This is a genomic window from Rhodoglobus sp. GW821-FHT12B09, assembly GCF_058809925.1.
Window position 1 is genome coordinate 300,524 of record NZ_JBXATB010000004.1, and the last position, 21,781, is coordinate 322,304.

The 21,781-nt window shown below is 71.5% G+C and carries 27 protein-coding genes; 15 read left to right on the plus strand and 12 right to left on the minus strand.

Going from position 1 to position 21,781, the window contains the following annotated elements:
• Window positions 1–40 precede the first annotated feature (40 nt).
• The 4 genes from AC1RTC_RS10860 to AC1RTC_RS10875 all read right to left on the minus strand — a co-directional run bounded on the left by AC1RTC_RS10860 (window position 41) and on the right by AC1RTC_RS10875 (window position 2,768).
• Window positions 41–1,015 (minus strand): hypothetical protein, encoded by a 975-nt coding sequence (locus tag AC1RTC_RS10860; protein WP_493155547.1) that lies wholly within the window; start codon window positions 1,013–1,015, stop codon window positions 41–43.
• 192 nt (window positions 1,016–1,207) lie between these two features.
• Complete coding sequence (locus tag AC1RTC_RS10865) at window positions 1,208–1,471, minus strand: DUF6510 family protein (protein ID WP_493155548.1); 264 nt, start codon at window positions 1,469–1,471, stop codon at window positions 1,208–1,210.
• Entirely contained in the window at window positions 1,471–2,148 is a 678-nt protein-coding gene (locus AC1RTC_RS10870) for a ferredoxin reductase (protein ID WP_493155549.1), read from the minus strand. Before AC1RTC_RS10870 ends, AC1RTC_RS10865 begins: the two co-directional genes overlap by 1 nt.
• Window positions 2,149–2,174: 26 nt before the next feature.
• Complete coding sequence (locus tag AC1RTC_RS10875) at window positions 2,175–2,768, minus strand: sulfite oxidase-like oxidoreductase (protein WP_493155550.1); 594 nt, start codon at window positions 2,766–2,768, stop codon at window positions 2,175–2,177.
• Between the two features lie 52 nt (window positions 2,769–2,820).
• Between AC1RTC_RS10875 and moaA the strand changes: the two genes are divergently transcribed.
• Together moaA and AC1RTC_RS10885 are read left to right on the plus strand one after the other, a co-directional pair.
• Window positions 2,821–3,885: a GTP 3',8-cyclase MoaA gene (moaA, locus tag AC1RTC_RS10880; protein WP_493155551.1), complete on the plus strand. Its 1,065-nt coding sequence runs from the start codon at window positions 2,821–2,823 to the stop codon at window positions 3,883–3,885.
• Window positions 3,878–4,120, plus strand: a complete 243-nt coding sequence (locus AC1RTC_RS10885; protein ID WP_493155552.1) for a MoaD/ThiS family protein — start codon at window positions 3,878–3,880, stop codon at window positions 4,118–4,120. The genes moaA and AC1RTC_RS10885 overlap by 8 nt, the downstream gene beginning before the upstream one ends.
• Here AC1RTC_RS10885 and AC1RTC_RS10890 read toward each other — a convergent pair whose 3' ends face one another.
• Complete coding sequence (locus AC1RTC_RS10890; RefSeq protein WP_493155553.1) at window positions 4,121–4,531, minus strand: molybdenum cofactor biosynthesis protein MoaE; 411 nt, start codon at window positions 4,529–4,531, stop codon at window positions 4,121–4,123. It abuts the gene before it with no gap.
• Between the two features lie 38 nt (window positions 4,532–4,569).
• Here AC1RTC_RS10890 and AC1RTC_RS10895 point away from each other — a divergent pair, with 38 nt between their 5' ends.
• Entirely contained in the window at window positions 4,570–5,439 is an 870-nt protein-coding gene (locus tag AC1RTC_RS10895; RefSeq protein WP_493155554.1) for an EamA family transporter, read from the plus strand.
• 169 nt (window positions 5,440–5,608) lie between these two features.
• Here AC1RTC_RS10895 and moaCB read toward each other — a convergent pair whose 3' ends face one another.
• From moaCB to AC1RTC_RS10910, 3 genes are read right to left on the minus strand one after another with little or no spacing between them, the layout of a single operon-like run.
• Entirely contained in the window at window positions 5,609–6,556 is a 948-nt protein-coding gene (gene moaCB / locus AC1RTC_RS10900; protein ID WP_493155555.1) for a bifunctional molybdenum cofactor biosynthesis protein MoaC/MoaB, read from the minus strand.
• Window positions 6,553–7,716 carry a molybdopterin molybdotransferase MoeA gene (locus AC1RTC_RS10905; protein ID WP_493155556.1) on the minus strand — a complete coding sequence of 388 codons (1,164 nt, stop codon included), beginning with the start codon at window positions 7,714–7,716 and terminating at the stop codon, window positions 6,553–6,555. The genes moaCB and AC1RTC_RS10905 overlap by 4 nt, the downstream gene beginning before the upstream one ends.
• Entirely contained in the window at window positions 7,716–8,747 is a 1,032-nt protein-coding gene (locus tag AC1RTC_RS10910) for a ThiF family adenylyltransferase (RefSeq protein ID WP_493155557.1), read from the minus strand. Before AC1RTC_RS10910 ends, AC1RTC_RS10905 begins: the two co-directional genes overlap by 1 nt.
• 138 nt (window positions 8,748–8,885) lie before the next feature.
• Between AC1RTC_RS10910 and AC1RTC_RS10915 the strand changes: the two genes are divergently transcribed.
• Genes AC1RTC_RS10915 through AC1RTC_RS10930 form a run of 4 tightly spaced genes read left to right on the plus strand, consistent with a single transcriptional unit; the run spans window position 8,886 to window position 11,521 of the window.
• Window positions 8,886–9,287: a TOBE domain-containing protein gene (locus tag AC1RTC_RS10915; protein WP_493155558.1), complete on the plus strand. Its 402-nt coding sequence runs from the start codon at window positions 8,886–8,888 to the stop codon at window positions 9,285–9,287.
• Entirely contained in the window at window positions 9,284–10,045 is a 762-nt protein-coding gene (modA, locus tag AC1RTC_RS10920) for a molybdate ABC transporter substrate-binding protein (RefSeq protein WP_493155559.1), read from the plus strand. The genes AC1RTC_RS10915 and modA overlap by 4 nt, the downstream gene beginning before the upstream one ends.
• Entirely contained in the window at window positions 10,032–10,826 is a 795-nt protein-coding gene (locus AC1RTC_RS10925) for an ABC transporter permease (RefSeq protein WP_493155560.1), read from the plus strand. Before modA ends, AC1RTC_RS10925 begins: the two co-directional genes overlap by 14 nt.
• Window positions 10,823–11,521: an ABC transporter ATP-binding protein gene (locus tag AC1RTC_RS10930; protein WP_493155561.1), complete on the plus strand. Its 699-nt coding sequence runs from the start codon at window positions 10,823–10,825 to the stop codon at window positions 11,519–11,521. Before AC1RTC_RS10925 ends, AC1RTC_RS10930 begins: the two co-directional genes overlap by 4 nt.
• A 122-nt stretch (window positions 11,522–11,643) precedes the next feature.
• Here the strand turns inward: AC1RTC_RS10930 and AC1RTC_RS10935 are convergent, their stop codons facing one another.
• Window positions 11,644–12,333, minus strand: coding sequence for a YoaK family protein (locus AC1RTC_RS10935; protein ID WP_493155562.1), 690 nt, complete (start codon window positions 12,331–12,333; stop codon window positions 11,644–11,646).
• A gap of 36 nt (window positions 12,334–12,369) precedes the next feature.
• Between AC1RTC_RS10935 and AC1RTC_RS10940 the strand changes: the two genes are divergently transcribed.
• Both AC1RTC_RS10940 and AC1RTC_RS10945 read left to right on the plus strand, forming a co-directional pair.
• Window positions 12,370–13,416 (plus strand): acetamidase/formamidase family protein, encoded by a 1,047-nt coding sequence (locus tag AC1RTC_RS10940; RefSeq protein ID WP_493155563.1) that lies wholly within the window; start codon window positions 12,370–12,372, stop codon window positions 13,414–13,416.
• Window positions 13,409–14,902, plus strand: a complete 1,494-nt coding sequence (locus AC1RTC_RS10945; protein WP_493155564.1) for an AtzH-like domain-containing protein — start codon at window positions 13,409–13,411, stop codon at window positions 14,900–14,902. Before AC1RTC_RS10940 ends, AC1RTC_RS10945 begins: the two co-directional genes overlap by 8 nt.
• Window positions 14,903–15,156: 254 nt before the next feature.
• On the opposite strand, the gene AC1RTC_RS10950 is transcribed toward AC1RTC_RS10945, so the two are convergent.
• Window positions 15,157–15,591 (minus strand): winged helix-turn-helix transcriptional regulator, encoded by a 435-nt coding sequence (locus tag AC1RTC_RS10950; RefSeq protein ID WP_493155565.1) that lies wholly within the window; start codon window positions 15,589–15,591, stop codon window positions 15,157–15,159.
• 53 nt (window positions 15,592–15,644) lie between these two features.
• Between AC1RTC_RS10950 and AC1RTC_RS10955 the strand changes: the two genes are divergently transcribed.
• Window positions 15,645–16,346 carry an SDR family oxidoreductase gene (locus tag AC1RTC_RS10955; RefSeq protein ID WP_493155566.1) on the plus strand — a complete coding sequence of 234 codons (702 nt, stop codon included), beginning with the start codon at window positions 15,645–15,647 and terminating at the stop codon, window positions 16,344–16,346.
• Window positions 16,347–16,466: 120 nt separating this feature from the next.
• On the opposite strand, the gene AC1RTC_RS10960 is transcribed toward AC1RTC_RS10955, so the two are convergent.
• A complete protein-coding gene (locus tag AC1RTC_RS10960) occupies window positions 16,467–17,171 on the minus strand; it encodes an MBL fold metallo-hydrolase (protein ID WP_493155567.1) in 705 nt (234 codons plus the stop codon).
• A 53-nt stretch (window positions 17,172–17,224) separates the two neighbouring features.
• Between AC1RTC_RS10960 and AC1RTC_RS10965 the strand changes: the two genes are divergently transcribed.
• The 3 genes from AC1RTC_RS10965 to AC1RTC_RS10975 are packed head-to-tail and all read left to right on the plus strand — an operon-like array spanning window position 17,225 to window position 20,204.
• The gene (locus AC1RTC_RS10965; protein WP_493155568.1) at window positions 17,225–17,773 is read left to right on the plus strand and encodes a TetR/AcrR family transcriptional regulator; all 549 of its coding nucleotides are present in this window, start codon (window positions 17,225–17,227) and stop codon (window positions 17,771–17,773) included.
• A gap of 9 nt (window positions 17,774–17,782) precedes the next feature.
• Complete coding sequence (locus tag AC1RTC_RS10970) at window positions 17,783–18,994, plus strand: pyridoxal-phosphate-dependent aminotransferase family protein (protein WP_493155569.1); 1,212 nt, start codon at window positions 17,783–17,785, stop codon at window positions 18,992–18,994.
• Window positions 18,987–20,204 carry an allantoate amidohydrolase gene (locus tag AC1RTC_RS10975; RefSeq protein ID WP_493155570.1) on the plus strand — a complete coding sequence of 406 codons (1,218 nt, stop codon included), beginning with the start codon at window positions 18,987–18,989 and terminating at the stop codon, window positions 20,202–20,204. Before AC1RTC_RS10970 ends, AC1RTC_RS10975 begins: the two co-directional genes overlap by 8 nt.
• A 126-nt stretch (window positions 20,205–20,330) precedes the next feature.
• Here the strand turns inward: AC1RTC_RS10975 and AC1RTC_RS10980 are convergent, their stop codons facing one another.
• Window positions 20,331–20,879 carry a nucleotidyltransferase family protein gene (locus tag AC1RTC_RS10980; RefSeq protein ID WP_493155571.1) on the minus strand — a complete coding sequence of 183 codons (549 nt, stop codon included), beginning with the start codon at window positions 20,877–20,879 and terminating at the stop codon, window positions 20,331–20,333.
• Between the two features lie 19 nt (window positions 20,880–20,898).
• On the opposite strand from AC1RTC_RS10980, the gene uraD reads away from it, so the two are divergent.
• Together uraD and uraH are read left to right on the plus strand one after the other, a co-directional pair.
• Window positions 20,899–21,372 carry a 2-oxo-4-hydroxy-4-carboxy-5-ureidoimidazoline decarboxylase gene (gene uraD, locus AC1RTC_RS10985; RefSeq protein ID WP_493155572.1) on the plus strand — a complete coding sequence of 158 codons (474 nt, stop codon included), beginning with the start codon at window positions 20,899–20,901 and terminating at the stop codon, window positions 21,370–21,372.
• Complete coding sequence (uraH, locus tag AC1RTC_RS10990; protein WP_493155573.1) at window positions 21,369–21,695, plus strand: hydroxyisourate hydrolase; 327 nt, start codon at window positions 21,369–21,371, stop codon at window positions 21,693–21,695. The genes uraD and uraH overlap by 4 nt, the downstream gene beginning before the upstream one ends.
• The last annotated feature ends 86 nt before the right edge of the window (window positions 21,696–21,781 follow it).

Sequence of the window (21,781 nt, forward strand, 5' to 3'; positions counted from 1 at the left end):
GTTCGACCGTGAGGTTTCGATACGGCCGCGGGCGGCCTACTCAACCCGCTGAGAGCGGATCGATCGCGAACGTGAACTCCTGGCCCTCGCGGAACGGCTCCACAAGCTCGAAGTTCTCGAACGAGGCACCGCCCGGGATCGGGGAGGTACTCGCCCAGTAGGCCCAGCGCGCGTTCACGAGCACCTCCAGCTCGTCGGTCGGCTCGTCAGCGCGCCACGACTGGCGGGCGCGGAGGCCCTCGTACTTCCAGTGGGGGTGAGTGTCGTCCGCGTAGACCGCTGCCGAGTGGTCGAGCTCGTCGGGCGTTGCCGAGACGGTGGCCGAGCCATCCGGACCCCGCCTGAAGTCGGCGAGCGGGAAGCGCGCGTGCTCCGTGAAGTCGGTGCGCTCGAAGCCGGGCCACAGTTCCGCGGGGCTCACGGTGCGGTCGGCGAGCTCGAGGGTGCGCAGGCGGGCGTAGTTGCCCATGGTCGCCGTCACGACGCAGTAGGCGAGCGGCACGGATGCCCCGTTCCGCCACGTCGCGATGGCGACCTCGTGCGGGCGATCCGCGCGGAACGACAGCCGGACCGCGACATCCGCGCCATTGTCGAACGGCTCGATGAGGACGAACACCCGCAGCCGGTCTACGCCGTTCACGGTCTCGACGACACCGCGCGCCGGCCGCAGCGGATCGCGCGGCGTGAGGTCGCTGCGGTCGTCGGCGCTCCAGAACCGCTTGCCGCGCACCCGGTCGAGCGAGCTCGGCTCGAGCTCCGAGAGAGCGCGGTCGGTGTGGCCCTCGGGGATCGGCTCGATCGCGATGAAGTTCACGAGCCGGTCGAGCGGGTGGTCGAGGTAGGGCGTGAAGATCCGCAGCAGTCCGCGCGGTCCGAGCAGGGGGTGCAGCCCCACCTGCAGGCCGCCGGGATGCCCCCACCGCGGCTCTCCCGGCACATCGCCGGTCGGCCGGATCCACCCGCCGTCGTCTCTTGCTCGCGTCATCTCGGGCACGAAGTCCATGTCGTCGGCCATGCGGAGTCCTCTCGTCGCTGAGGTTGAAATCGATTTCACCCTACCCGCCGGGTCGGGGAGCGCGCCAGCGCGATTCGACACCGGATGCCCATGCGGAGGTTCTGACACCATGCGGAGCCCTCGGAGACCGCATGGTGTCAAAACCTCCGCATGGGCGAGGCCGGGGTTTCGATACGGCCGCGGGCGGCCTACTCAACCGGCGGAGGGGAGCTCCAGCGCCGTCACCCCGCGCAGGTCGATGCGCAGCCGCCCCTCGGCCCGCACGAAGGTCATGAGCACGTCGTCGCACACGTGGCACCGCACGCACCAGCCCGGGGCCGCGTCGTAGACCATCGCCGTCGCGAGCACCGAGACGTCGCCGCACGAGGCGCAGCGCGCCGTCGCCGTGGTCATGTCCTCCCGGAACAGCTCGAGCAGCGGGCCCGCCAGTACGTTGCCGTCGAGGTGCTCGGTCATCACACGCCTCCGAATCGCTCGGTCTTGATCCGGGATGCGTCGTGCCCGAGGTCCACCAGCCACGACGCGACGGCCTCGACGAAGCCGGTCGGCCCGCACACGAACACCGCCGCGCCCACGGGCAGCACCGCCGCCTCGAGCCGCTCCTTCGTGAGGCGGCCGATCGTGGCATCCGGCGGCCCCGACCGGGTGTACGCGTAGGTGACGTTGTCGAGGGACTCCAGCTCCGCGGCGAAGAACCTGTCCTCCGGCGTGCGCACCGAGTAGAGCAGCTGCATGGGGGCCGTCGATCCGGATGCCGCGTGCGCCCTGATCATCGCGACGAGAGGAACCACGCCCGACCCGCCGGCGATGAGCTGCACCGGCTCGGTCTGGTCCTCCTTCCAGACGAACCACCCTCCGAGCGGACCGCGCAGCTCGAGCATGTCGCCCGGGCGCAGGTCGTCCACGAGGTAGGGGGAGACCTCGCCGTCGGGCAGCTTGTCGACGGCGAGCTGGAGCCGCGGCGACGGGCCCGAGGACGCGAGCGAGTAGGACCGCGACGCCTGGTAGCCGTCGGGCGCGGTGAGGCGCACGTCCACGTGCTGGCCGGCGAGGTTGCCCGCCCACTCGGGAACGTCGATCCAGATGCTGCGGCCGCTCGGGGTCTCAGCGTTCGTCGAGGCGACGGTGCCCACGGTCCAGGTTCCGGGTCGAGGGGCGGCTACCAATAGCGCTGCTCTTGCCAGGGGTCGCCGTAGATGTGGTAGCCGTTCTGCTCCCAGAACCCCGGGTCGTCGTCCTTCATCATCGTGAGGCCGCGGATCCACTTCGCGCTCTTCCAGAAGTAGAGGTGGGGCACGAGCAGCCGGGCGGGGCCGCCGTGCTCGGGGTCGAGCGGCTCGCCCTCGAAGGTGTGCGCGATCCAGGCCTTGCCGTCGCGGAGGTCCTCGTAGGGGGCGTTCGTCGTGTAGCCGCCGTACGAGTGCTCCATGACGTAGTCGTACTCGGTCTCGACGTCCGCGAACAGGGTGTCGAGCGAGACGCCCCGCCACGTCGTGCCGAGCTTCGACCAGCGCGTGACGCAGTGGATGTCGGTGTGGATGTCCTCGCTCGGCAGCGCCATGAGCTGCTCCCAGTTCCACCGGTGCACAGTGCCGGTCTCCGTGGTGATGGTGAACTCCCACGTGTCGGTGTCGACGTTGGGAGTGGGGCCGGCGGAGAGGACCGGGAAGTCCTCGGTGAGGTACTGGCCGGGCGGGAGCGCCGGGTTGCTGTCCCTGCCGCGACCCGAGAAACCGCGCGTGAAGATGCTCATGCTTCAGGGTAGCCAGCGCCGGGGCATCCTGCTAGGCGCGTAGGCTCGAAGAATGACACTGTCGCTCGGGCTTCCCGCGGTTCGCCGCGACCCCCGCGCCATGCCGTCGACTTCCGGCCGGCCGGACGTGGACGGCCTCATCGACAGCCACGGCCGCACCGCGCACGACCTGCGGGTGTCCGTCACGGAGAAGTGCTCGCTGCGGTGCACGTACTGCATGCCCGAGGCGGGGCTGCCGAGCATCCCGCGCAACGACCTGCTCATGCCGGCGGAGATCGCCCGTCTCGTCGGGATCGGGGTGCGCGACCTCGGGATCACCGACGTGCGGTTCACGGGCGGCGAGCCGCTCATGCGGGCAGACCTCGAGGAGATCATCGGGCTCTCCGCCGCTGTGGCGGGCGGCGCGTCCGTCTCCATGACGACCAACGGCATCGGCCTCGACAAGCGCATCGACGCGCTGGTGGCTGCCGGGCTCACGCGCCTCAACATCTCCCTCGACACCGTCGACCGCGACCACTTCGCGCGGCTCACTCGCCGCGACCGGCTGCCGTCGGTGTTCGCGGGCATCGAGGCCGCGAGGCGGGCCGGGATCACCCCGCTCAAGATCAACGCCGTGCTCATGCGCGACACCCTGGCCGGGGCGGGCGACCTGCTCGAGTGGTCGCTCGCGCACGGCGCCCGACTGCGGTTCATCGAGCAGATGCCGCTCGACGCCGACGAGCAGTGGGCGCGCGACAACATGGTCGACGCGGCCGAGCTGCTCGACGTGCTCACCACCCGCTTCACCCTCGAGAGCCCCCACCGCGAAGACCCGTCGGCGCCCGCGGAGGAGTGGCTGGTCGACGGCGGACCCGCTACCGTCGGCATCATCGCGTCCGTCACCCGCAGCTTCTGCGAGGCGTGCGACCGCACCCGCGTGACGGCCGAGGGCACCGTGCGCTCGTGCCTGTTCGGCGACGACGAGACCGACCTGCGCGGCCTGCTGCGCGGGGGAGCGGACGACGCCACCATCGCGGACTGGTGGCGCGCGGCGATGTGGGGCAAGCAGAAGGGCCACGGCATGGACCTGGCGGGGTTCCAGCGCCCGCTGCGCAGCATGGGGGCGATCGGTGGCTGAGGTCGTGGTGCGCTACTTCGCCGCGGCAGCGGAGGCGGCCGGTGTGCGCGAGGAGTCCCTGCCCCACGCCGGGACTGTCGGTGCCCTGCGGGTGCTGCTGGTCGAGCGGTACGGCGACACCATGGCCAGAGTGCTGGCATCCGGATCGTTCCTCGTCGACGGAGTCGTCAGCCGCGACGACTCGCGGACCCTCGGTGCGACTGTCGACGTGCTGCCGCCGTTCGCGGGCGGATAGCTACAGCCCGACCCACTCCGCGACGCCCTCGGAGAGGTGCTGCCGCTTCCAGATCGGCACGGTGAGCTTGATCAGGTCCACAAGCCTGGCGCACGCCGTGAAGGCCTCGGCCCGGTGCGGAGCGGCGACGGATGCCACCAGCGCGATGTCCCCGACGGTGAGCTCGCCCGTGCGGTGGGCGGCGGCGACACGCAGTCCGGACTCCGCCGCCACGATCTGGCAGCACTCCTCCAGGAACCGCTGCGCCTCCGGGTGGGCCTCGTAGTCGAGGCCGGACACGGCGCGCCCGTCGTCGTTGTTGCGGATGACCCCGCTGAACGTCACGACCGCTCCGTTGGCGGAATCCTGCACGAATTCCTCGATCGGGGTGACGTCGAGGGGCTCGTCGGTGACGAGTGCGTAGACGTCCATGGTCATAGCCTGCCACTTTAGGGTGGAATGCTGGGAATGTGACCCCACGGCATACCCTCCTCGCACTCCTCGTCGTCGTCATCTGGGGCCTCAACTTCCTGGCCATCGACTTCGGCCTCGACGGCGTACCGCCCCTCGTGTTCCTCGCGCTGCGGTTCATCCTCGTCGCCATCCCGGCGATCTTCTTCCTCAAGCCGCCCACCATCGGCTGGAAGAACGTCCTCCTCATCGGCACGTTCCTGAGCCTCGGCCAGTTCTCGCTGCTCTACCTCGCGCTCGCGCTCGGTATGCCGCCCGGCCTGGCGTCCCTGCTGCTGCAGACCCAGGTGGTGCTCTCGGTGATCGTCTCCGCGATCGTCCTGCGCGAGCGCCCCAGCCGCAAGCAGCTCATCGGCATCATCGTCGGGATGCTCGGACTCGCGATCGTCGTCGTCGGCCACAGCTACGCGGCCCCGTGGCTCCCCGTCGTCATCCTGCTCCTCGCCGCCCTCTCGTGGGCGATCGGGAACGTGCTCTCGCGGCGCGCGAAGGCGGCCTCGGGGCTCTCGCTCGTCGTCTGGTCGGGACTCGTCGTCCCCATCCCGTCTCTCGTGCTCGCGATGATCGTCGACAGCCCGGCAGTCGTCCTCGACTCGATCACGCACCTCTCACTCGTCGCGATCCTCTCGACGCTGTACACGGCCATGTTCGCGTCCCTCGTCGGCTACGGCATCTGGAACACGCTGCTCGCGAAGTACCCGACCAGCGCGGTCGTTCCGTTCACGCTGCTCGTGCCCGTGGTGGGGATCATCGCCGCGTGGATCGCGGTGAACGAGCAGCCGACGGCCACCGAGGTTGTCGGTGGGGCGATCATGCTGGCGGGGCTGGCGGTTGCGGTGATCGTGTGGCGGAAGCGGCCGGCGGGTTGAGTAAGGCGCTCTGGCGCCTGTATCGAAACCGGGTGTGCGGGTGCATGGTTTCGATACGGCCGCGGGCGGCCTACTCAACCCGCCGGGTTTCGATACGGCCGCGGGCGGCCTACTCAACCCGCCGGGTTTCGATACGGCCGCCAGAGCGCCTTACTCAACCCGCCGGGGGCTAGTGGTCCGTTACTCCCGCGACCTGCGCCACCAGGTGCTCCAGCAGGTCGTTCAGCACGGCCAGGCCGTCCTTCACCCCGCCGGTCGAGCCGGGGAGGTTGACGATCACGGTGCCTCCCGCCGTGCCGGCGAGGCCCCGGCTGAGGGCGGCCTTCGGGGTGTGGGGGAGTCCGCGGGCGCGGATGGCCTCGGCGACCCCGGGCAGCTCGCGATCGAGGATCGCGCGCGTGGCCTCGGGCGTGGCATCCGTGGGGCTCATGCCTGTTCCGCCCGTCGTGATGATGACGGCCGGCGCCTGCGCTACAGCCTTCTGCAGCGTCGCGGCGATGTGGGCGTCCGGCACCACCCAGATGTCGGACTCGTAGCCGCGGCTCTGCAGCCAGTCCAGGATGTGCGGGCCCGTCGTGTCCGCGCGGTGCCCGGCCGCCGCGGCCGTCGAAGCCACGATCACGAGGGCCGTCAGAGGCCGCACCTCCGGCCGGGTCTTGCCGCCGGTCTTCTCGACCAGGCGGATGCCGCCCAGCACGGAGTGCGGGTCGACGGCCTTCGTCATGTCGTGCAGGGTGAGGCCCGCGATCGCGACGGCCGTGAGCGCCTCCATCTCCACGCCCGTCTTGCCGGTCGTCTTGGCCGTCGCGGTGATCGTGATCGTGCCGTCGCCGAACTCGAAGTCGACCGTGACCGAGCTGAGCGAGAGCTGGTGCGCGAGGGGGATGAGCTCGCTCGTGCGCTTCGCCCCCGCGATGCCCGCGAGCCGCGCCGTGGCGAGCACGTCGGCCTTGGGCATCCCGTCCGCTCTGACCAGGCCGATGACCTCGGGCGTGGAGGTGAACGTGCCGGTTGCCGTCGCCGAGCGCCTCGTCACCGCCTTGTCGCCGACGTCGACCATGCGCGCACGGCCGTCCGCGTCGAGGTGGGTCAGTGCCGATTTCGACAGGTCGCTCATAGGTGCAACACTTCCACGTTGTCGCCCGCCGCGAGAGCGGTGACGCCCTCCGGCACGATGACGAGCAGATCGGATGCCGCGAGCCCCGCGACGAGGTGCGAGCTCGGTCCTGCCACCAGAGCCGCCTCGCCCGCGCCCACGGCGCGCCCGCGCAGGAACTGCCGCTTGCCGGGCGGCGAGGAGAGCGCGGCGACGAGGGTACGGGTCTCACGCCGCGCGGGGGGCAGCCCGGCCGCGTGCCGCAGCAGCGGCGCGAGGAACACCTCGAACGAGAGCTGCGTGCTCACCGGGTTGCCCGGGAAGCACAGCACGGGCACCCCCTCGAACACCGCGGTGGCCTGGGGTCCGCCGGGCTGCATGGCGACAGTCCCCACCCGTGCACCCAGCGGCTCGAGGGTCTCGCGCACCACCTCGTAGTCGCCCATGGAGATGCCGCCGGACGTGATGATCAGGTCGGCGGCGGCCGCGGCATCCCGCAGCGCCTGCAGCATCGCGCCGTTGTCGTCGCCGACGTGCACGCGGCTTGCGACGACGGCGCCCGCGGACCGGACTGCGGCCGCCAGCGCCGTGCCGTTCGAGTCGAAGACCTGGCCGAGGACGGGGGTGGCGCCGGGCGCGATGAGCTCGCTGCCGGTGGTGATGATCGCGATGCGGATCTGAGCGCGCACCTCGACCCTGGTGAGTCCCGCGGCCGCGAGGACCGCAAGGTGCCGGGACGCGAGCCTGAGCCCGGCGGGCAGCAGCTCGTCGCCCTGGCGCACGTCGCTGCCGCGATCGCGCACGTACTCGCCCGGCCTGCGCACGCGCTCGATGGTGACGAGGCCGCCGTCGACCACCGTGTCCTCGACGGGGACCACGGCGTTGGCGCCCTCCGGCACGACGGCGCCGGTCATGATGCGGACCGCGGTGCCGGGCTCGAGCGCGGGCGGATCGCTCGGGCGGGCGGAGACCTCGCCCGCGATCGGGAGGGCTCCGGGGAGGTCGGCGGCGCGCACGGCGAAGCCGTCCATCTGCGAGTTGCGGAACAGCGGCAGGTCGACCGGGGAGAGCACGGCCTCCGCGGTCACGCGCCCCAGCGCGTCGTCGAGGGCGACCGTCTCGCGGCCGGCCGGCCCGACCAGGCTCGCGACGTGCGCCGCGTGCTCGTCCACCGACACCATCAGTACCTCGCCATCTCGGGGTCGCGGTCGCGCGCCCAGGCGTCGATGCCGCCCTCGAGGTGGGTCGCGTCGAACCCGTGGGCGAGCAGGATGTCGCGTGCCTGCGCCGAGCGCATGCCGTGGTGGCAGTACGCGACGATGGGGGCGGCGGGGTCGAGCTCGCCGAGCCGCGACTCCAACTCGCCGAGCGGGATGAGGACCGACCCCGGCAGCGCGACCAGCTCGTGCTCCCAGGGCTCGCGCACGTCGAGCAGTACGCCGGTCGGCTCGCTCGTGCCCTTCACGCCGCAGAACAGCTCGTAGTCGATGAGCTCCGTGATCGGCTCGGCCGTCGGATCCTTCTCGTAGGAGATCGTGCGGAAGTCGCCCGTGAGGCCGTCGAACACCGTCACCCGGCCGACCAGCGGCTCGCCCATCCCGGTGAGGAGCTTGAGCGCCTCGGTTGCCATGAGGGAGCCGATCACGCCGACCGTCGTCGGGAGCACGCCCCCGGCCTCGCACGACAGCACCGACCCGGGCGGAGGCGGAGTCGGGAACAGGTCGCGGTAGGTCGTGCCCCACGAGACGCCCACCTGCCCGCCGAACTGCGACACCGCGCCCCAGACCAGCGGGATGCCCGTGAGCACGGCCGCGTCATTGGCGAGGTAGCGCGTGGGGAAGTTGTCGCTGCCGTCGAGCACCAGGTCGTAGTCCGCGAAGAGCTCGAGCGCGTTCTCCGATGTCAGCCGTTCCTGGGTCGCCACGACGGTCGCGAGCGGGTCGATCTGGGCCGCGCTCGACGCGGCCGAGCGCACCTTCGGCTCGCCTACGTCCGCCACTCCGTGGATGTGCTGGCGGTGCAGGTTGCTGAGCTCCACACGGTCGTCGTCGACGATGCCGACCGTGCCGACACCCGCCGCAACCAGGGCCGGGATGACCGAGCTGCCGAGCCCGCCGGCGCCGATCACGAGCACCCGGGCGTTCGCCAGCCGCGCCTGCGCGGCGTCGCCCCAGCCCGGCAGGGCGATCTGGCGCGAGTAGCGGGCGGTCACGTACTGATTCTGTCCTACAGGCGGGTTGAGCGGGCCGGGTTGCGGCCCCGCACCGCGTCCGCGGCATCCCGACCTGAACGCTGTTGCAACCGCGGGTGCGGCTAAGATTAAGGTAATACGACGCGGATGCGGGGGATAATGACTGATTTCACGGTGAAAGAGGCAGCGGCCCTGCTCGGGGTCAGCGACGACACCGTGCGCCGCTGGGCGGAGGGCGGCCGCCTCACGCTGACGACCGGCGCGAACGGCCGCTCCCACGTGGAGGGCGCCGAGCTCGCCGCACTCGCGCAGGAGCTGGCGGCGGAGCACGAGTTGGCGGCGGCGTTCCCCACGTCGCGGGCGTCGGCGCGCAACCGCATCACCGGCATCGTGACGAAGGTCACGAAAGACCGGGTGATGGCGCAGGTCGAGCTGCAGGCGGGCCCGTTCCGGATCGTCTCGCTCATGAGCACGGAAGCCGCGGACGAACTCGGCCTCGAACCCGGAACTCTCGCGGTCGCGAGCGTGAAAGCAACCAACGTCGTCGTGGAGCTGCCGTGAAACCCCTCATCGCCCTCGTCGCGGTGGCCGCGCTCGCCGGGTGTTCGGCGCCCGTACCCACCCCCACGGAGACCGCCGCCGCAGACACCCTGAGCGGCATGGTCACCGTGTTCGCCGCGGCATCCCTCACCGACTCGTTCCAGGCGATCGCCGACGCCTTCGCCGAGGAGCACCCGGAGGTGACCGTCACCTTCAACTTCGGAGGCAGCTCGGGCCTCGCCACGCAGATCGTCGAGGCGGCGCCCGCCGATGTGTTCGCCGCCGCGAGCCCGGCCACCATGAAGACGGTGACGGATGCCGCACTCACCGACGGCGACCCGGCCGACTTCGCCACCAACGTGCTGGAGATCGCCGTCGCCAAGGGCAACCCCGGCGGGATCACCGGGCTCGAGGACTTCGCCAACGCCGACAAGACGATCGCCCTGTGCGCCATCGAGGTCCCCTGCGGTGCGGCGGCCGCGAAGCTGTTCGACGCCGCGGGCATCGTGCCGTCCGTCGACACCTACGAGCAGGACGTCAAGGCCGTGCTCACCAAGGTGGAGCTGGGCGAGGTCGACGCGGGTGTCGTGTACGTGACCGATGTGCTCGACGCGGGTGGCGCGATCGAGGGCATCAAGGTCGACTCCGCGCCGGTGGCGTACCCGATCGCGACGCTCTCCGCGTCGACGAACAAGGAGGCGGCGCACGCGTTCGTGGACTTCGTGCTGTCCGCCCGGGGCCAGAGCATCCTCAAGGCTGCAGGGTTTGGCGCGCCGTAAGTCGTCGCTGCCGCCCGCGCTGTGGGTGCCGGCGGGGCTCGCCCTCGGGATGCTCCTGCTGCCGCTCGTGGCGCTCATCGTCCGCGCGCCGTGGGCGGCGCTTCCCGCTTTGCTCGCGGAGCCGACGGTCGTGCAGGCCCTCGCCCTCTCGCTCGGGACGGCGGCGGTCGCCACCGTCGTGTGCCTCGTGCTGGGCATCCCGCTCGCTCTTGTGCTGGCCCGCTCGGCGCAGTGGGCCGCGGTCCCTCGGCGCCTGCTGCGCGCCCTCGTCACGGTGCCGCTCGTGCTGCCGCCCGTCGTGGGCGGGGTCGCGCTGCTGCTCCTCCTCGGGCGGCGGGGGCTGATCGGCCAGTGGCTGCCGTTCACGATCCCGTTCACGCCGGCCGCCGTGGTGATCGCCCAGGTGTTCGTGTCGATGCCGTTCCTCGTGATCGCTGTGGAGGGGGCGCTGCGCGCGTCGGACCGCCGCTTCGAGGTCGCCGCCGCCACGCTCGGCGCGTCGCGGCTCACGGTGCTCCGACGCATCACGCTGCCGCTCGTCGCCCCCGGCATCGCCTCGGGAGCGCTGCTGTGCTTCACCCGCTCGCTCGGCGAGTTCGGCGCGACGATCACCTTCGCGGGCAGCTTCCCGGGGACCACCCAGACCCTGCCGATCTCGACCTACCTCCTGCTGCAGACCGACCCGAACGCGGCGATCGCACTCTCGCTCGTGCTCATGGTCGTCTCCGTCGTGGTGCTGCTCTCGCTGCGCGACCGCTGGGTCCCGGGGGTGCTCGCGTGAGCCTCGTCGCGGCGATCACGGTCCCCGGCCGCGTCCAGCTCGAGCTCTCGGTGGCGCCCGGCCGCACCCTCGCACTGCTCGGCCCGAACGGAGCGGGCAAGTCGAGCACCCTCCAGGCGCTCGCGGGGCTCGTCGACTACGAGGGCGCGGTCCGCGTCGGCGACCGGAGCCTCGACGGTGTCGAGCCCGAGCACCGCCGCATCGGCTACGTCTTCCAGGAGTACCTGCTGTTCCCGCACCTGACGGTGCTCGAGAACGTCGCGTTCGGCGCTCGGGCGCAGGGCCGCGGGCGGGTCGCCTCCAGAGCAACGGCGGGCGAGTGGATGCAGCGGCTCGGCATCGCGGACCTCGCCGCCCGCCGCCCCCCGCAGCTCTCCGGCGGCCAGGCGCAGCGGGTCGCCCTGGCTCGGGCTCTCGCCTCGGACCCGGAGCTCCTCCTCCTCGACGAGCCGCTCGCCGCGCTCGACGTTGAGATCCGCGACGAGGTGCGCGAGGAGCTCGCGCGCCACGTGAGGGAGTGGGGCGGGCTGACCATCGTCGTCACGCACAGCTTCGACGACGTGACGGCGCTCGCCGCCGACGTGATCGTGCTCGAGAAGGGCCGCGCCACCCAGCGCGGCACAGTGCGCGAGCTGATCGCCGAGCCGGCGACGACGTACGTGCGGCGCCTCGTGGCGTCGTGGAGCGAGGACTAGAGCGCTAAGCCTTAGCTACTGCCGGCTGCTCATGCTGAGGTTTCGGAGCCATGCTGTCCCCGCGGGGTGCGCATGGCGCCGAAAGGTCCGCACGGGTTTCGTTACGGCCGCGGGCGGCCTTCTCAGCCCGCGACAGGACCGGGCCGCCCCAGGTGCCCGAGCAGCGCCGCCACGAGGGTGATCACCGCGGCGAGTCCCATCCCGAGCCCGATGTGCACCTGCAGCAGGAGGGCGCCGACGGCGGCTCCCGCTCCGATGAGGGCGATTGCGAGCACGCGGCGCGGCCACGGGTGGCCCTTCGTCCGGGCACCGAAGACCGAGTCGAAGGCCAGCCCGACGATCGTCGACGTGACGACGACTGTCGTGACATCCTTCACGCCGATCTGCCGTGCTGCACCGGCCTGCATGCCCATGGCGAGGCCGAGTGCGCCGGTCACCGCGAGCTTGACGGGCTCGATGGGGTCGGAGATGAGCAGCATCGGCAGCGCGGCGAGCACCAGCACGACGCCGACGCTGGCGAACAGCCCGGTCGTGCGGTTCGACCACCCGGCGGGCTTGCCGCGCAGGGTGAACCCCGATGCAGCAGCGCCCACCATGAACAGCACCAGGGCGATGATGGGGCCGACGATCGGCAGCCCGTCGGCGCCGGTGAGCGCCATGCCGAGGATCACCACGTTGCCCGTCATGTTGCCCGTGAACACCCGGTCGAGGCCGAGGTAGCCGACCGCGTCGATGACGCCGGTCGAGAACGTCAGGGCGAGCATGAGCCCCAGGTGCAGGCGTTCGGGGTTGCGGCGCAGGCGGTCGATCACGGGGCTCCTTCGAGGCTCGGTAGTCTTTGAGACAGTATGGATGCCCTCCAGCCCGGTCACGGACCGATACGCTCCACCACGTACCTCCCGGCCGACCCGGAGCAGGTGCTGTGGGGGCGTCTGCCGTGCGAGGCGGACACGCCCGTGCTCACGATCGATCCGGGCACCGAGGTCACGATCGACACGATCAGCCACGAGGGGATCCTCGAGGACCAGGGCCGTGACCCGCGCGCCTTCTTCGGCGGGTACGGGGTGGAGGTTCTCGACGATGCCGTCGCGCTCGCGGCATCCGGCTACGACCGCGGCGACGGCGGTCCGCACGTCATCACCGGCCCGATCCGCGTCTCGGGCGCGCGGCCCGGCGACCTGCTCCGGATGACCGTGCTCGAGACGCTCCAGCGCGTGCCGTACGGCGTCATCTCGAACCGCCACCGCCGCGGCGCCCTGCCCGACGAGTACCCCGCCTCCGGCCAGACCGTCAGCATCTTCGCCGCGTCGGACGGGTGGCACGGCTCCATCCCGCGCGTCGCGGGCGGCCCGCACGCGGCACGCTTCCCGCTCAACCCGTTCCTCGGCACGATGGGCGTCGCGGTCTCGGGCTCGGTGCGCCCGCACTCGGTGCCGCCCGGCCCGCACGGCGGCAACATCGACATCAACCTGCTGACCGTGGGCGCCTCCCTGTACCTGCCGGTGCAGGTCGAGGGGGCGCTCGCGTACGTCGGCGACCCGCATTTCGCGCAGGGCGACGGCGAGGTGGCTCTCACCGCCATGGAGGCGTCGCTGCGGGCGACGATCCGCTTCGAGGTCGTGGCCCACGAGGACGCCGTGCGCGAGTTCGGCGACCTGGTCGGGCCGCTCGCGGAGACGACGGAGTTCCTCGTCCCCACCGGCATGAACGAGGACCTCGACATCGCTGTGCAGGACTGCGTGCGCGCTGCGATCGCCCTGCTCCGCGCCCGCTACGGCTTCGACGCCGAGCACGCCTACGCGTACCTGAGCGCCGCGACCGACTTCAACATCTCCCAGGTCGTCGACCTTGTCAAGGGAGTCCATGCCCGAATCCGGAAGGCCGATCTTGAGTGACGTCGAAGCCGCGTTCTGGGAGTACGAGCGCGCCCTCATGGCCAACGACCTCGAGGCCCTCGACCGGCTCTTCGCCCCGGGGCCGGACACCCTGCGCGGCGACGCGGCCGGCATCCTCGTCGGCCACGACGCGATCAGCGAGTTCCGCAAGGGGCGCGGGGGAGCGCCGGCCCGCGAGATCCTGCACGTCGAGATCCGCGAGCTGACGGATGCCACGGCCCTCGTGATCGCGATCACCGCCCCCGCCACCGGCGGGCGCGGCCAGCAGACGCAGCTCTGGCAGCGCGTGGACGGCGCGTGGCGCGTCTCGGCAGCCCACGTCTCCCTGCCCGCTCCCGCCGTCAACGGATCGGTCTGGCGCACGGTCGGCACCCCGCTCGTGCGCGGGGCTGCTGCGGGCCCGCTGAGCGGCGAGACCGTCGCCGTGAAGGACCTCTACCACCTCGAGGGCTTCGCGGTCGGCGCGGGCATCCCGGTCTACCTCGCCGAGAGCCGCCCCGCCACCGGCACCTCTCCCGCCGTCGCCGCCCTGCTCGCCGCCGGCGCGGACGTCACGGGCATCGCGCAGACCGACGAGTTCGCGTACAGCATCGCCGGCCGCAACCCGCACTACGGAACGCCGCCCAACCCCGCCGTGCTCGGCGGCGTGCCGGGCGGCTCCTCCAGCGGACCGGCCTCCGCCGTCGCCCTCGGCCAGGCCTCGATCGGCCTCGGCACCGACACGGCCGGCTCGATCCGGGTGCCCGCGTCGTACCAGGGCCTGTGGGGCCTGCGCTCGACGCACGGCTCGGTGAGCGCGGACCGCCTCCTCCCGCTCGCCCCGACCTTCGACTCGGTCGGCTGGATGACGCGGACTCCCGCGCCCCTGCGCGCCGCCGCCGCGGCGACCCTCGACGCCGCCCAGCAGATCGCCGTCGCACCGTCGTTCGTGATGGCGCCCGCGCTGCTCGAGCACTGCGAGCCCGATGTGCGGGCAGCTTTCGAGCGATTCGACTTCGACACCGTCGACCTCGGTGACATCGACGAGCTGTTCCTCACCTTCCGCACGGTCCAGGCCGCGGAGGCGTGGGCGACTCACGGCTCGTGGATCTCCGCGCACCCGGGGGCGCTCGGCGAGGACGTGGCGGGACGCTTCGCGTTCGCCTCGACGATCGACTCCGCGGCCGAGGCATCCGGCCGCGTCGCCCTTGCCGCGGCGCGCAACCGCCTGGGCGAGGTGCTCGGCGACCGCGTGCTGGTGCTGCCGTCCGCGTCGTCGACCGCGCCGACGGTGTTCGCCGACCCGGAGCTGATCGAGCGGACCCGCCAGGGCACCCTGCGGCTGACGTGCATCGCGGGCATCACGGGACGGCCGGCGCTGAGCATCCCGATGCTCACCGTGCCGCAGTCGGGCGCGCTGCTCGGCGCGCCCGTGGGCGTGAGCCTCGTCGGCCCGCGGTTCGGCGACCTCGCGCTGATCGACCTCGCGGAGGCACTGGCTGGTTGAGTAGCGCCCTCTGGGGCGCGTATCGAAACCTGGTTTCGACCTGCTGGTTGAGTAGCGCCCTCTGGGGCGCGTATCGAAACCTGGTTTCGACCTGCTGGTTGAGTAGCGCCCTCTGGGGCGCGTATCGAAACCCGGTTTCGACCCGCTGGTTGAGTAGCGCCCTCTGGGGCGCGTATCGAAACCTGGTTTCGATACAGGCGCTAGAGCGCCTTACTCAACCCGCCGCGACCGATACAGGCGCTAGGGCGCCTTACTCAACCCGCCGCGACCAGCACCTGCTCCAGCGGGACCTCCCGGTCGCCCGACACGAACCGCGGCGCGACCGGGGCGCCCGTCGCATCCGTGAACCTGACGATCGGGGGCTCGGCCCAGGGGCGGTTGCGGGCCCCCCAGTCCCCGAGGGCACCCAGCACGACGAGGAGCTCGCGGCCGGAGTCCGTGACGAAGTACTCGTCCCGCGCGCGCTGGCCCTCGCGGGACACGGCGCGGCGCTCGAGCACCCCGCCCGCCACGAGCGTGTCCAGTCGGTCGGCGAGCACGTCGCGGGGCATCCCGAGCGACTCCCGGAACTCGGTGAACCGGGTGCTGCCGGCGATCGCGTCGCGCACGATGAGCAGCGTCCAGCGATCGCCGATCACGTCGAGGCTGCGTGCGATGGGGCAGCGGAGGCTTCCGCGGATCTCGTCCATGCTTCGATCCTAGCTGAGTTTGTAAAACAGACCTAGCGTGTTAGTGTCGCCGCATGACAACGATCGAAGGCTCAGTAGTTCTCGTGACCGGTGCGAACGGCGGCCTCGGCCGCGAGTTCGTCGACCAGGCGCTCGCCCGTGGCGCGAGCAAGGTGTACGCGACCGCCCGCACGCCGCGGGAGTGGTCCGACCCGCGGGTCGTGCCCCTCGCGCTGGATGTCACGAGCGACGAGTCGATCGCCGCTGCGGTGGCCGCGGCATCCGACACGACAGTTCTCATCAACAACGCCGGGATCGGCGGAGGCGGGCCGATCTCGGGGGACCAGGCCGCGATCCGCCACATCTTCGACACCAACTTCTTCGGAGCGCTCTCGGTGGCCGCCGCGTTCGCTCCCGTGCTCAAGGCCAACGGCGGGGGAGTGCTCGTGAACGTGCACTCGCTGCTGAGCTGGCTCGGCGTCGCCGGCGCGTACAGCGCGACCAAGGCCGCTCTGTGGTCGGCGACCAACTCGCTGCGCCTCGAGCTCGCGCCGCAGGGCACCCACGTGATCGGCCTGCACCTCGGCTACACCGACACCCCGATGACGACGGATGTCACGGCGCCGAAGAACGACGCCGCCGACGTGGTGCGCGACGCCTACGACGGGCTCGAGGCCGGCGACTACGAGGTTCTCGCCGACGAGGGCAGCGCCCGGACGAAGGCAAACCTCGCGAAGCCGATCGCGGAGCAGTACCCGCAGCTTCAGGCTGGTTGAGTAGCGCCCTCTGGGGCGCGTATCGAAACCTGGTTTCGATACAGGCGCTAGAGCGCCTTGCTCAACCCGCCGCGACGCGTATCGAAACCCGGTTTCGATACAGGCGCTAGAGCGCCTTACTCAACCCGCGATCGCTGCGACCGCGGCCGCGACCCCGCCGGTGAACGGCGTGCCGTGGCCGGGCAGCACCCAGGTCGCGCCGGTCGGCAGGAGCGCCTGCAGCGACTCGACCGCGAGCTCGGGCTCGTCGGTGAACGGCGCCCGCTGCGGACCGGTCTGGCCCGTCAGCACGTGCCGGGTGGTGAGCGCGTCGCCGACGAACACGGCGTCGACGAGCGGGGAGTAGACCGCGATGCTGCCGGCCGAGTGCCCGGGCAGCGTGATGATCTGCGGCGCGCCGGGGAGGTCGAGCGTCTCGCCGCCCTGCAGCTCCACCACTGACGTCACGTAGGTGGTGCGCAGGCCGCCCTTGCGCAGGGCGTAGCCCATGAAACCGAGAAGCGGGCCGAGCTTCACCGTGCCCATCGAGCTCTTCGGCTTGAACTCGCCGCGCGCCCGGGCGGCGTCGGCGGCGTGCACGTAGACCGGCACGCCGTGGTCGCGGCGCAGGCGCTCGGCGAAGCCGAGGTGGTCGCTGTCGCCGTGGGTGAGGATGAGCCCGCGCACGTCGTCGAGGCTCCGGCCCATCGTCCGGAGCTCGGCGAGGAGGTCTGACCAGTGCCCCGCGAGGCCGGCGTCGATGATCGTGATGCCGTCGGCGGTGTCGATGAGGTACGCGGCGACGATGTCGTTGCCGATGCGGTGAAGGGAGGGTGCGAGTTCCATGATGGCTATGCTACATAGCCATCATGGCTACTGTCAATAGCTATACTGGCGGCATGCCTACTCCGGACCGCACCTCACTGCAGCAGATAGTGGATGCCGCGCGCGACATCCTCGAGCGCGACGGGCTGGTCGGCCTCACCATGCAGTCGGTGGCCGATGCGGTGGGCGTCCGCGCGCCCTCGCTCTACAAGCGGGTCAACGGCCGGGACGAGCTCGTTCGACTGGTTGCGGAGGCGACACTGCTGGAGCTCACCCGCCGCGTCGACGAGGGGCGCACGGCGCCAGACCTCGCGAACGCCCTCAGGGCCTTCGCCCACGAGCGCCCCGCCGCCTACCACCTCGTGTTCTCGCCGGACACCCGCGTCTCGCAGGAGCTGGTGGAGGCCTCGAGCGCGCCGATCCTGCGCGTGGCGCACGAACTGGCCGGCCCGGATGACGCGCTGGAGGCCGCGCGAACCCTCACCGCCTGGGCGAACGGCTTCATCGGCATGGAGCTCGCGGGCGGCTTCAACCTCGGGGGAGACCTCGAGCGCGCGTGGGACTACGGTCTGGCCCGACTGGTCGACGCGATCCGAAACACGGCCGTAGCACCGACTGAATAGCATGGGGGCATGACCGAGCCGATCAACCCCCCGCCGCGCCTGTTGATGGGTCCGGGACCGATCAACGCCGACCCGCGCGTGCTGCGCGCGATGTCCGCCCAGCTCGTCGGCCAGTACGACCCGGCGATGACCGGCTACATGAACGAGACCATGGAGCTGTACCGCGGAGTCTTCCGCACGAAGAACGACGCGACGCTCGTGATCGACGGCACGAGCCGCGCGGGCATCGAAGCGGCGTTCGTCTCCCTGATCGAGCCGGGCGACGTGGTGCTCATCCCGGTATTCGGCCGCTTCGGCCACCTCCTGCGGGAGATCGCAGAGCGCTGCCAGGCCGACGTGCGCGTGATCGAGCGCGAGTGGGGCACGGTCTTCACCCCGTCCGAGATCGAGGCGGCCCTGGTCGAGCACAAGCCCAAGCTCCTCGCGATCGTCCACGGCGACACGTCCACGACCGTCGCCCAGCCCCTCGAGGAGCTCGGAGCCCTCGCGCGCAAGCACGGCGCCCTGCTCTACACGGATGTCACGGCATCCCTCGCCGGCAACACCTTCGAGGCCGACGCCTGGGGCATCGACGCCGTCACCGGCGGACTGCAGAAGTGCCTCGCCGGGCCGTCCGGCAGCTCGCCCCTCTCGCTCTCGGCGAAGGCCGTCGAGGTCATCAACTCCCGCAAGAGCATTGAGGCGGGCATCCGGGTGGACGGGGATGCGGTGAGCGCTGCCCCGATCCGCAGCAACTACTTCGACCTCAGCCAGATCCTCGACTACTGGGGGCCGAAGCGCCTCAATCACCACACGGAGGCGACGAGCATGCTGTACGCCGCCCGGGAGTGCGCGCGCCTGCTGGTCGACGAGGGGATGGACAACGCGGTCGAGCGGCACCGCCTTCACGGCACGGCGATGGTCGCGGGGCTCACGGGGCTCGGGCTGACCCTCTTCGGCGACCAGTCGGTGCGCATGAACAACGTCGTCGGTGTCCACATCCCCGACGGAATCGACGGCGACGGTGCTCGCGCGACAATGCTGAACGACTACGGCATCGAGATCGGCACGTCCTTCGGCCCGCTCGCGGGCAAGGTGTGGCGCATCGGCACCATGGGGTACAACGCGCGGCGGGATGCCGTGCTCACGACCCTCGCAGCGCTCGAGCAGGTGCTCCGGCGCGGAGGCGCGGCGGTGACCGCGGGCAGCGGAGTCGGCGCGGCCCTGGACTTCTATGAGTAGCGAGGCCGCGCTCATCCTCGACCGCTGCGACGAGCTCGCGGCGATCTCCTCCGACTCCGAGCACCTGGTGCGCGTGCACCTCTCGCCCGAGCACGCCGCCGCGAACGCGCTCGTCGCGGGCTGGATGGCGGAGGCCGGCCTCTCGACCTGGCAGGACGCCGCCGGCAACCAGTGCGGCCGTATCGAGGGCCGCGAGCCCGGCCTGCCAGCCCTCCTGCTCGGATCGCACATCGACACGGTGCCCGACGCCGGCCGCTACGACGGGATGCTCGGAGTCCTGCTCGCGATCGCCGTCGTGTCGCGCCTTCCGAAGAACAGCCTGCCGTTCGCCGTCGAGGTCGTCGCGTTCAGCGATGAGGAGGGCACCCGCTTCGGCACGGCGCTGCTCGGCTCCCGCGCGCTCGCCGGGACGTGGGACGACGAGTGGTGGAACCTCACCGACGCCGACGGCATCACTCTCGCGGAGGCCTTCGTCGACTTCGGCCTCGACCCGGCGCGGCTGCCGGGCGCGTTCCGCCGCCCGGAGGACCTCGTGGGCTACCTCGAGGCGCACATCGAGCAGGGGCCGTACATCGAGGACGCCGACCGCCGCCTCGCTGTCGTCACCTCGATCGCGGGTGCTCGGCGCTTCTCGCTCGCCATGACGGGCAAGGCCGGCCACGCGGGCGGAACCCCCTACGACCGCCGGCGCGACGCGCTGGTCGGCGCCTCCGAGCTCGTGGTCGAGATCGAGCGCCTCTCGAAGCAGCAGCACGTGATCGGCACGGTCGGCAAGCTCGAGGCGTTCCCCGGCGGCGTGAACGTCATCCCCGGCCGCGTTGAGTTCAGCCTCGACCTGCGCGCCGAGTTCGACGACGACCGCGACGAGGCACTGCGGCTGATCTTCGAGGCGGCTCACTCCATCGCCGCGCGGCGGGGGCTCGAGTTCCACGCCAACGAGATCTACCGCGCTGACGCCGTGGTGTGCGACCTCGATCTGCGTGCGGGAATCGAGGCGGGCATCCGGTCGACGGGCGACGAGTCGCCGATGGCGTTCTGGTCGCGCGCGGGCCACGACGGGATGGCCGTGGTGGCGGTCACCCCCATCGCCATGCTGTTCCTGCGCTGCAAGGGCGGAGTGAGCCACCACCCCGACGAGTCGGTGCGCGCGGCGGACGTCGCGGCGGCGCTCGACGCCTACGAGGCCGCGGTGCTGGCTCTCGCGGGTTGAGTAGGGCGCGCTAGCGCTCGTATCGAAACCGGTGCGCCCCAGGTTTCGATACGGCCGTGGACGGCCTACTCAACCCGCTCGATACGGCCGCGGGCGGCCTACTCAACCCGCTGGTGGACGGCCTACTCAACCCGCCTCGTCGCGGTCGGCGCCGTCCCACAGGTCGGCGCAGTCGATCTCCTCCACCCCGTGCTGCACGAGGTACGCCCGTGCGCCGTGGTCGCCGCTGAGCGTCGCGGCGACCGGCACCCAGTGGTCCGCGGCGATGTAGACGGGATGCCCGGGCCGCCGCCAATACGTCGCCTGCCGCAGCACTCCCGACTCTGCGAGCACCCGCTGCACCACGGCCACGGGCAGCTCCGGAAGGTCCACGAGGGTGATGAGTGCGGCATCCCCGTCGGCTGCCGCGAGGCCGATCCGCAGCGACTCGGACATGCCCCGCTCCCACTCCACCGCGACCACGGTCGTGACCCGGTCGTCGATCGGGACGAGCGGCCGCGCCAGGCGTGCCTGCGCGCCGAGCACCACGATGACGCGCGAGCAGCCGCCCTCCAGGAGGGCCGTGGTGGAGAGTTCGAGCCAGGGGGTGCCGTCGGGCATCCGGAGCAGTGCTTTCGGTCCGCCGGCACGGGTGCCGGCGCCCGCCGCAAGCACGATCCCGGTGATGTCTGCCATGGGTACTGTTATACCCACAATGATCGACGTGACTGACGCAGCCCTGCGCGAGGGGCTCACCGCCGCCCTTGCCGTGCCCCGCTGGGTCGAGGACGTGGCCTCGCGCGCCCCCTTCGCCACCCTCGACGAGCTGCTCGCGGTCGCGAGCGCCGAGGCGTCCCCGCTCTCTCCCGACGAGATCGACCAGGCGATCTCGCACCATCCGCGCATCGGCGAGAAGCCGGTGGGCCAGGGCACGTCGCAGGATCTCAGCCGCTCGGAGCAGGGAGCGTCGACCGAGTTCGCCGCCGAGATCGCCGCCGGCAACGCCGCCTACGAGGAGCGCTTCGGGCGGGTGTTCATCATCCGGGCGGCCGGGCGCTCGCGGCGGGAGATCCTCGACGAGCTGACGCGGCGCCTCACGCTCGACGACGCGATCGAGCTGCAGGTCGTCGGCGAGCAGCTGCGCGACATCGCGCTGCTCCGCCTCGAGAAGCTGTTCGGAGAATCATGAGCCACGTGACCACGCACGTCCTGGATGCCGCACTCGGCCAGCCCGCCCCGGGCATCGACGTCGGGCTGAGCGGGCCGTCGGGCGAGATCATCGCCGTCGGCGTCACGGACGCGGACGGCCGCGTGAAGGACCTCGGCCCCGACATCCTGCCCGCCGGGGACTACCAGCTCGAGTTCGCCGTGGGTCCGTACTTCGCCGCGGCGGGCCGTAAGGCGTTCTACCCGCGCGTGACGATCGACTTCATCGTCACCGATGTGGACGCGCACTACCACGTGCCCCTCCTGCTGAGCCCGTTCGCGTACTCCACGTACCGCGGGAGCTAGTGGCGGGTTGAGTAGGCCGCCCGCGGCCGTATCGAAACCGGTTCGACTGCATGGTTTCGATACGGCGCTGGGGCGCCTACTCAACC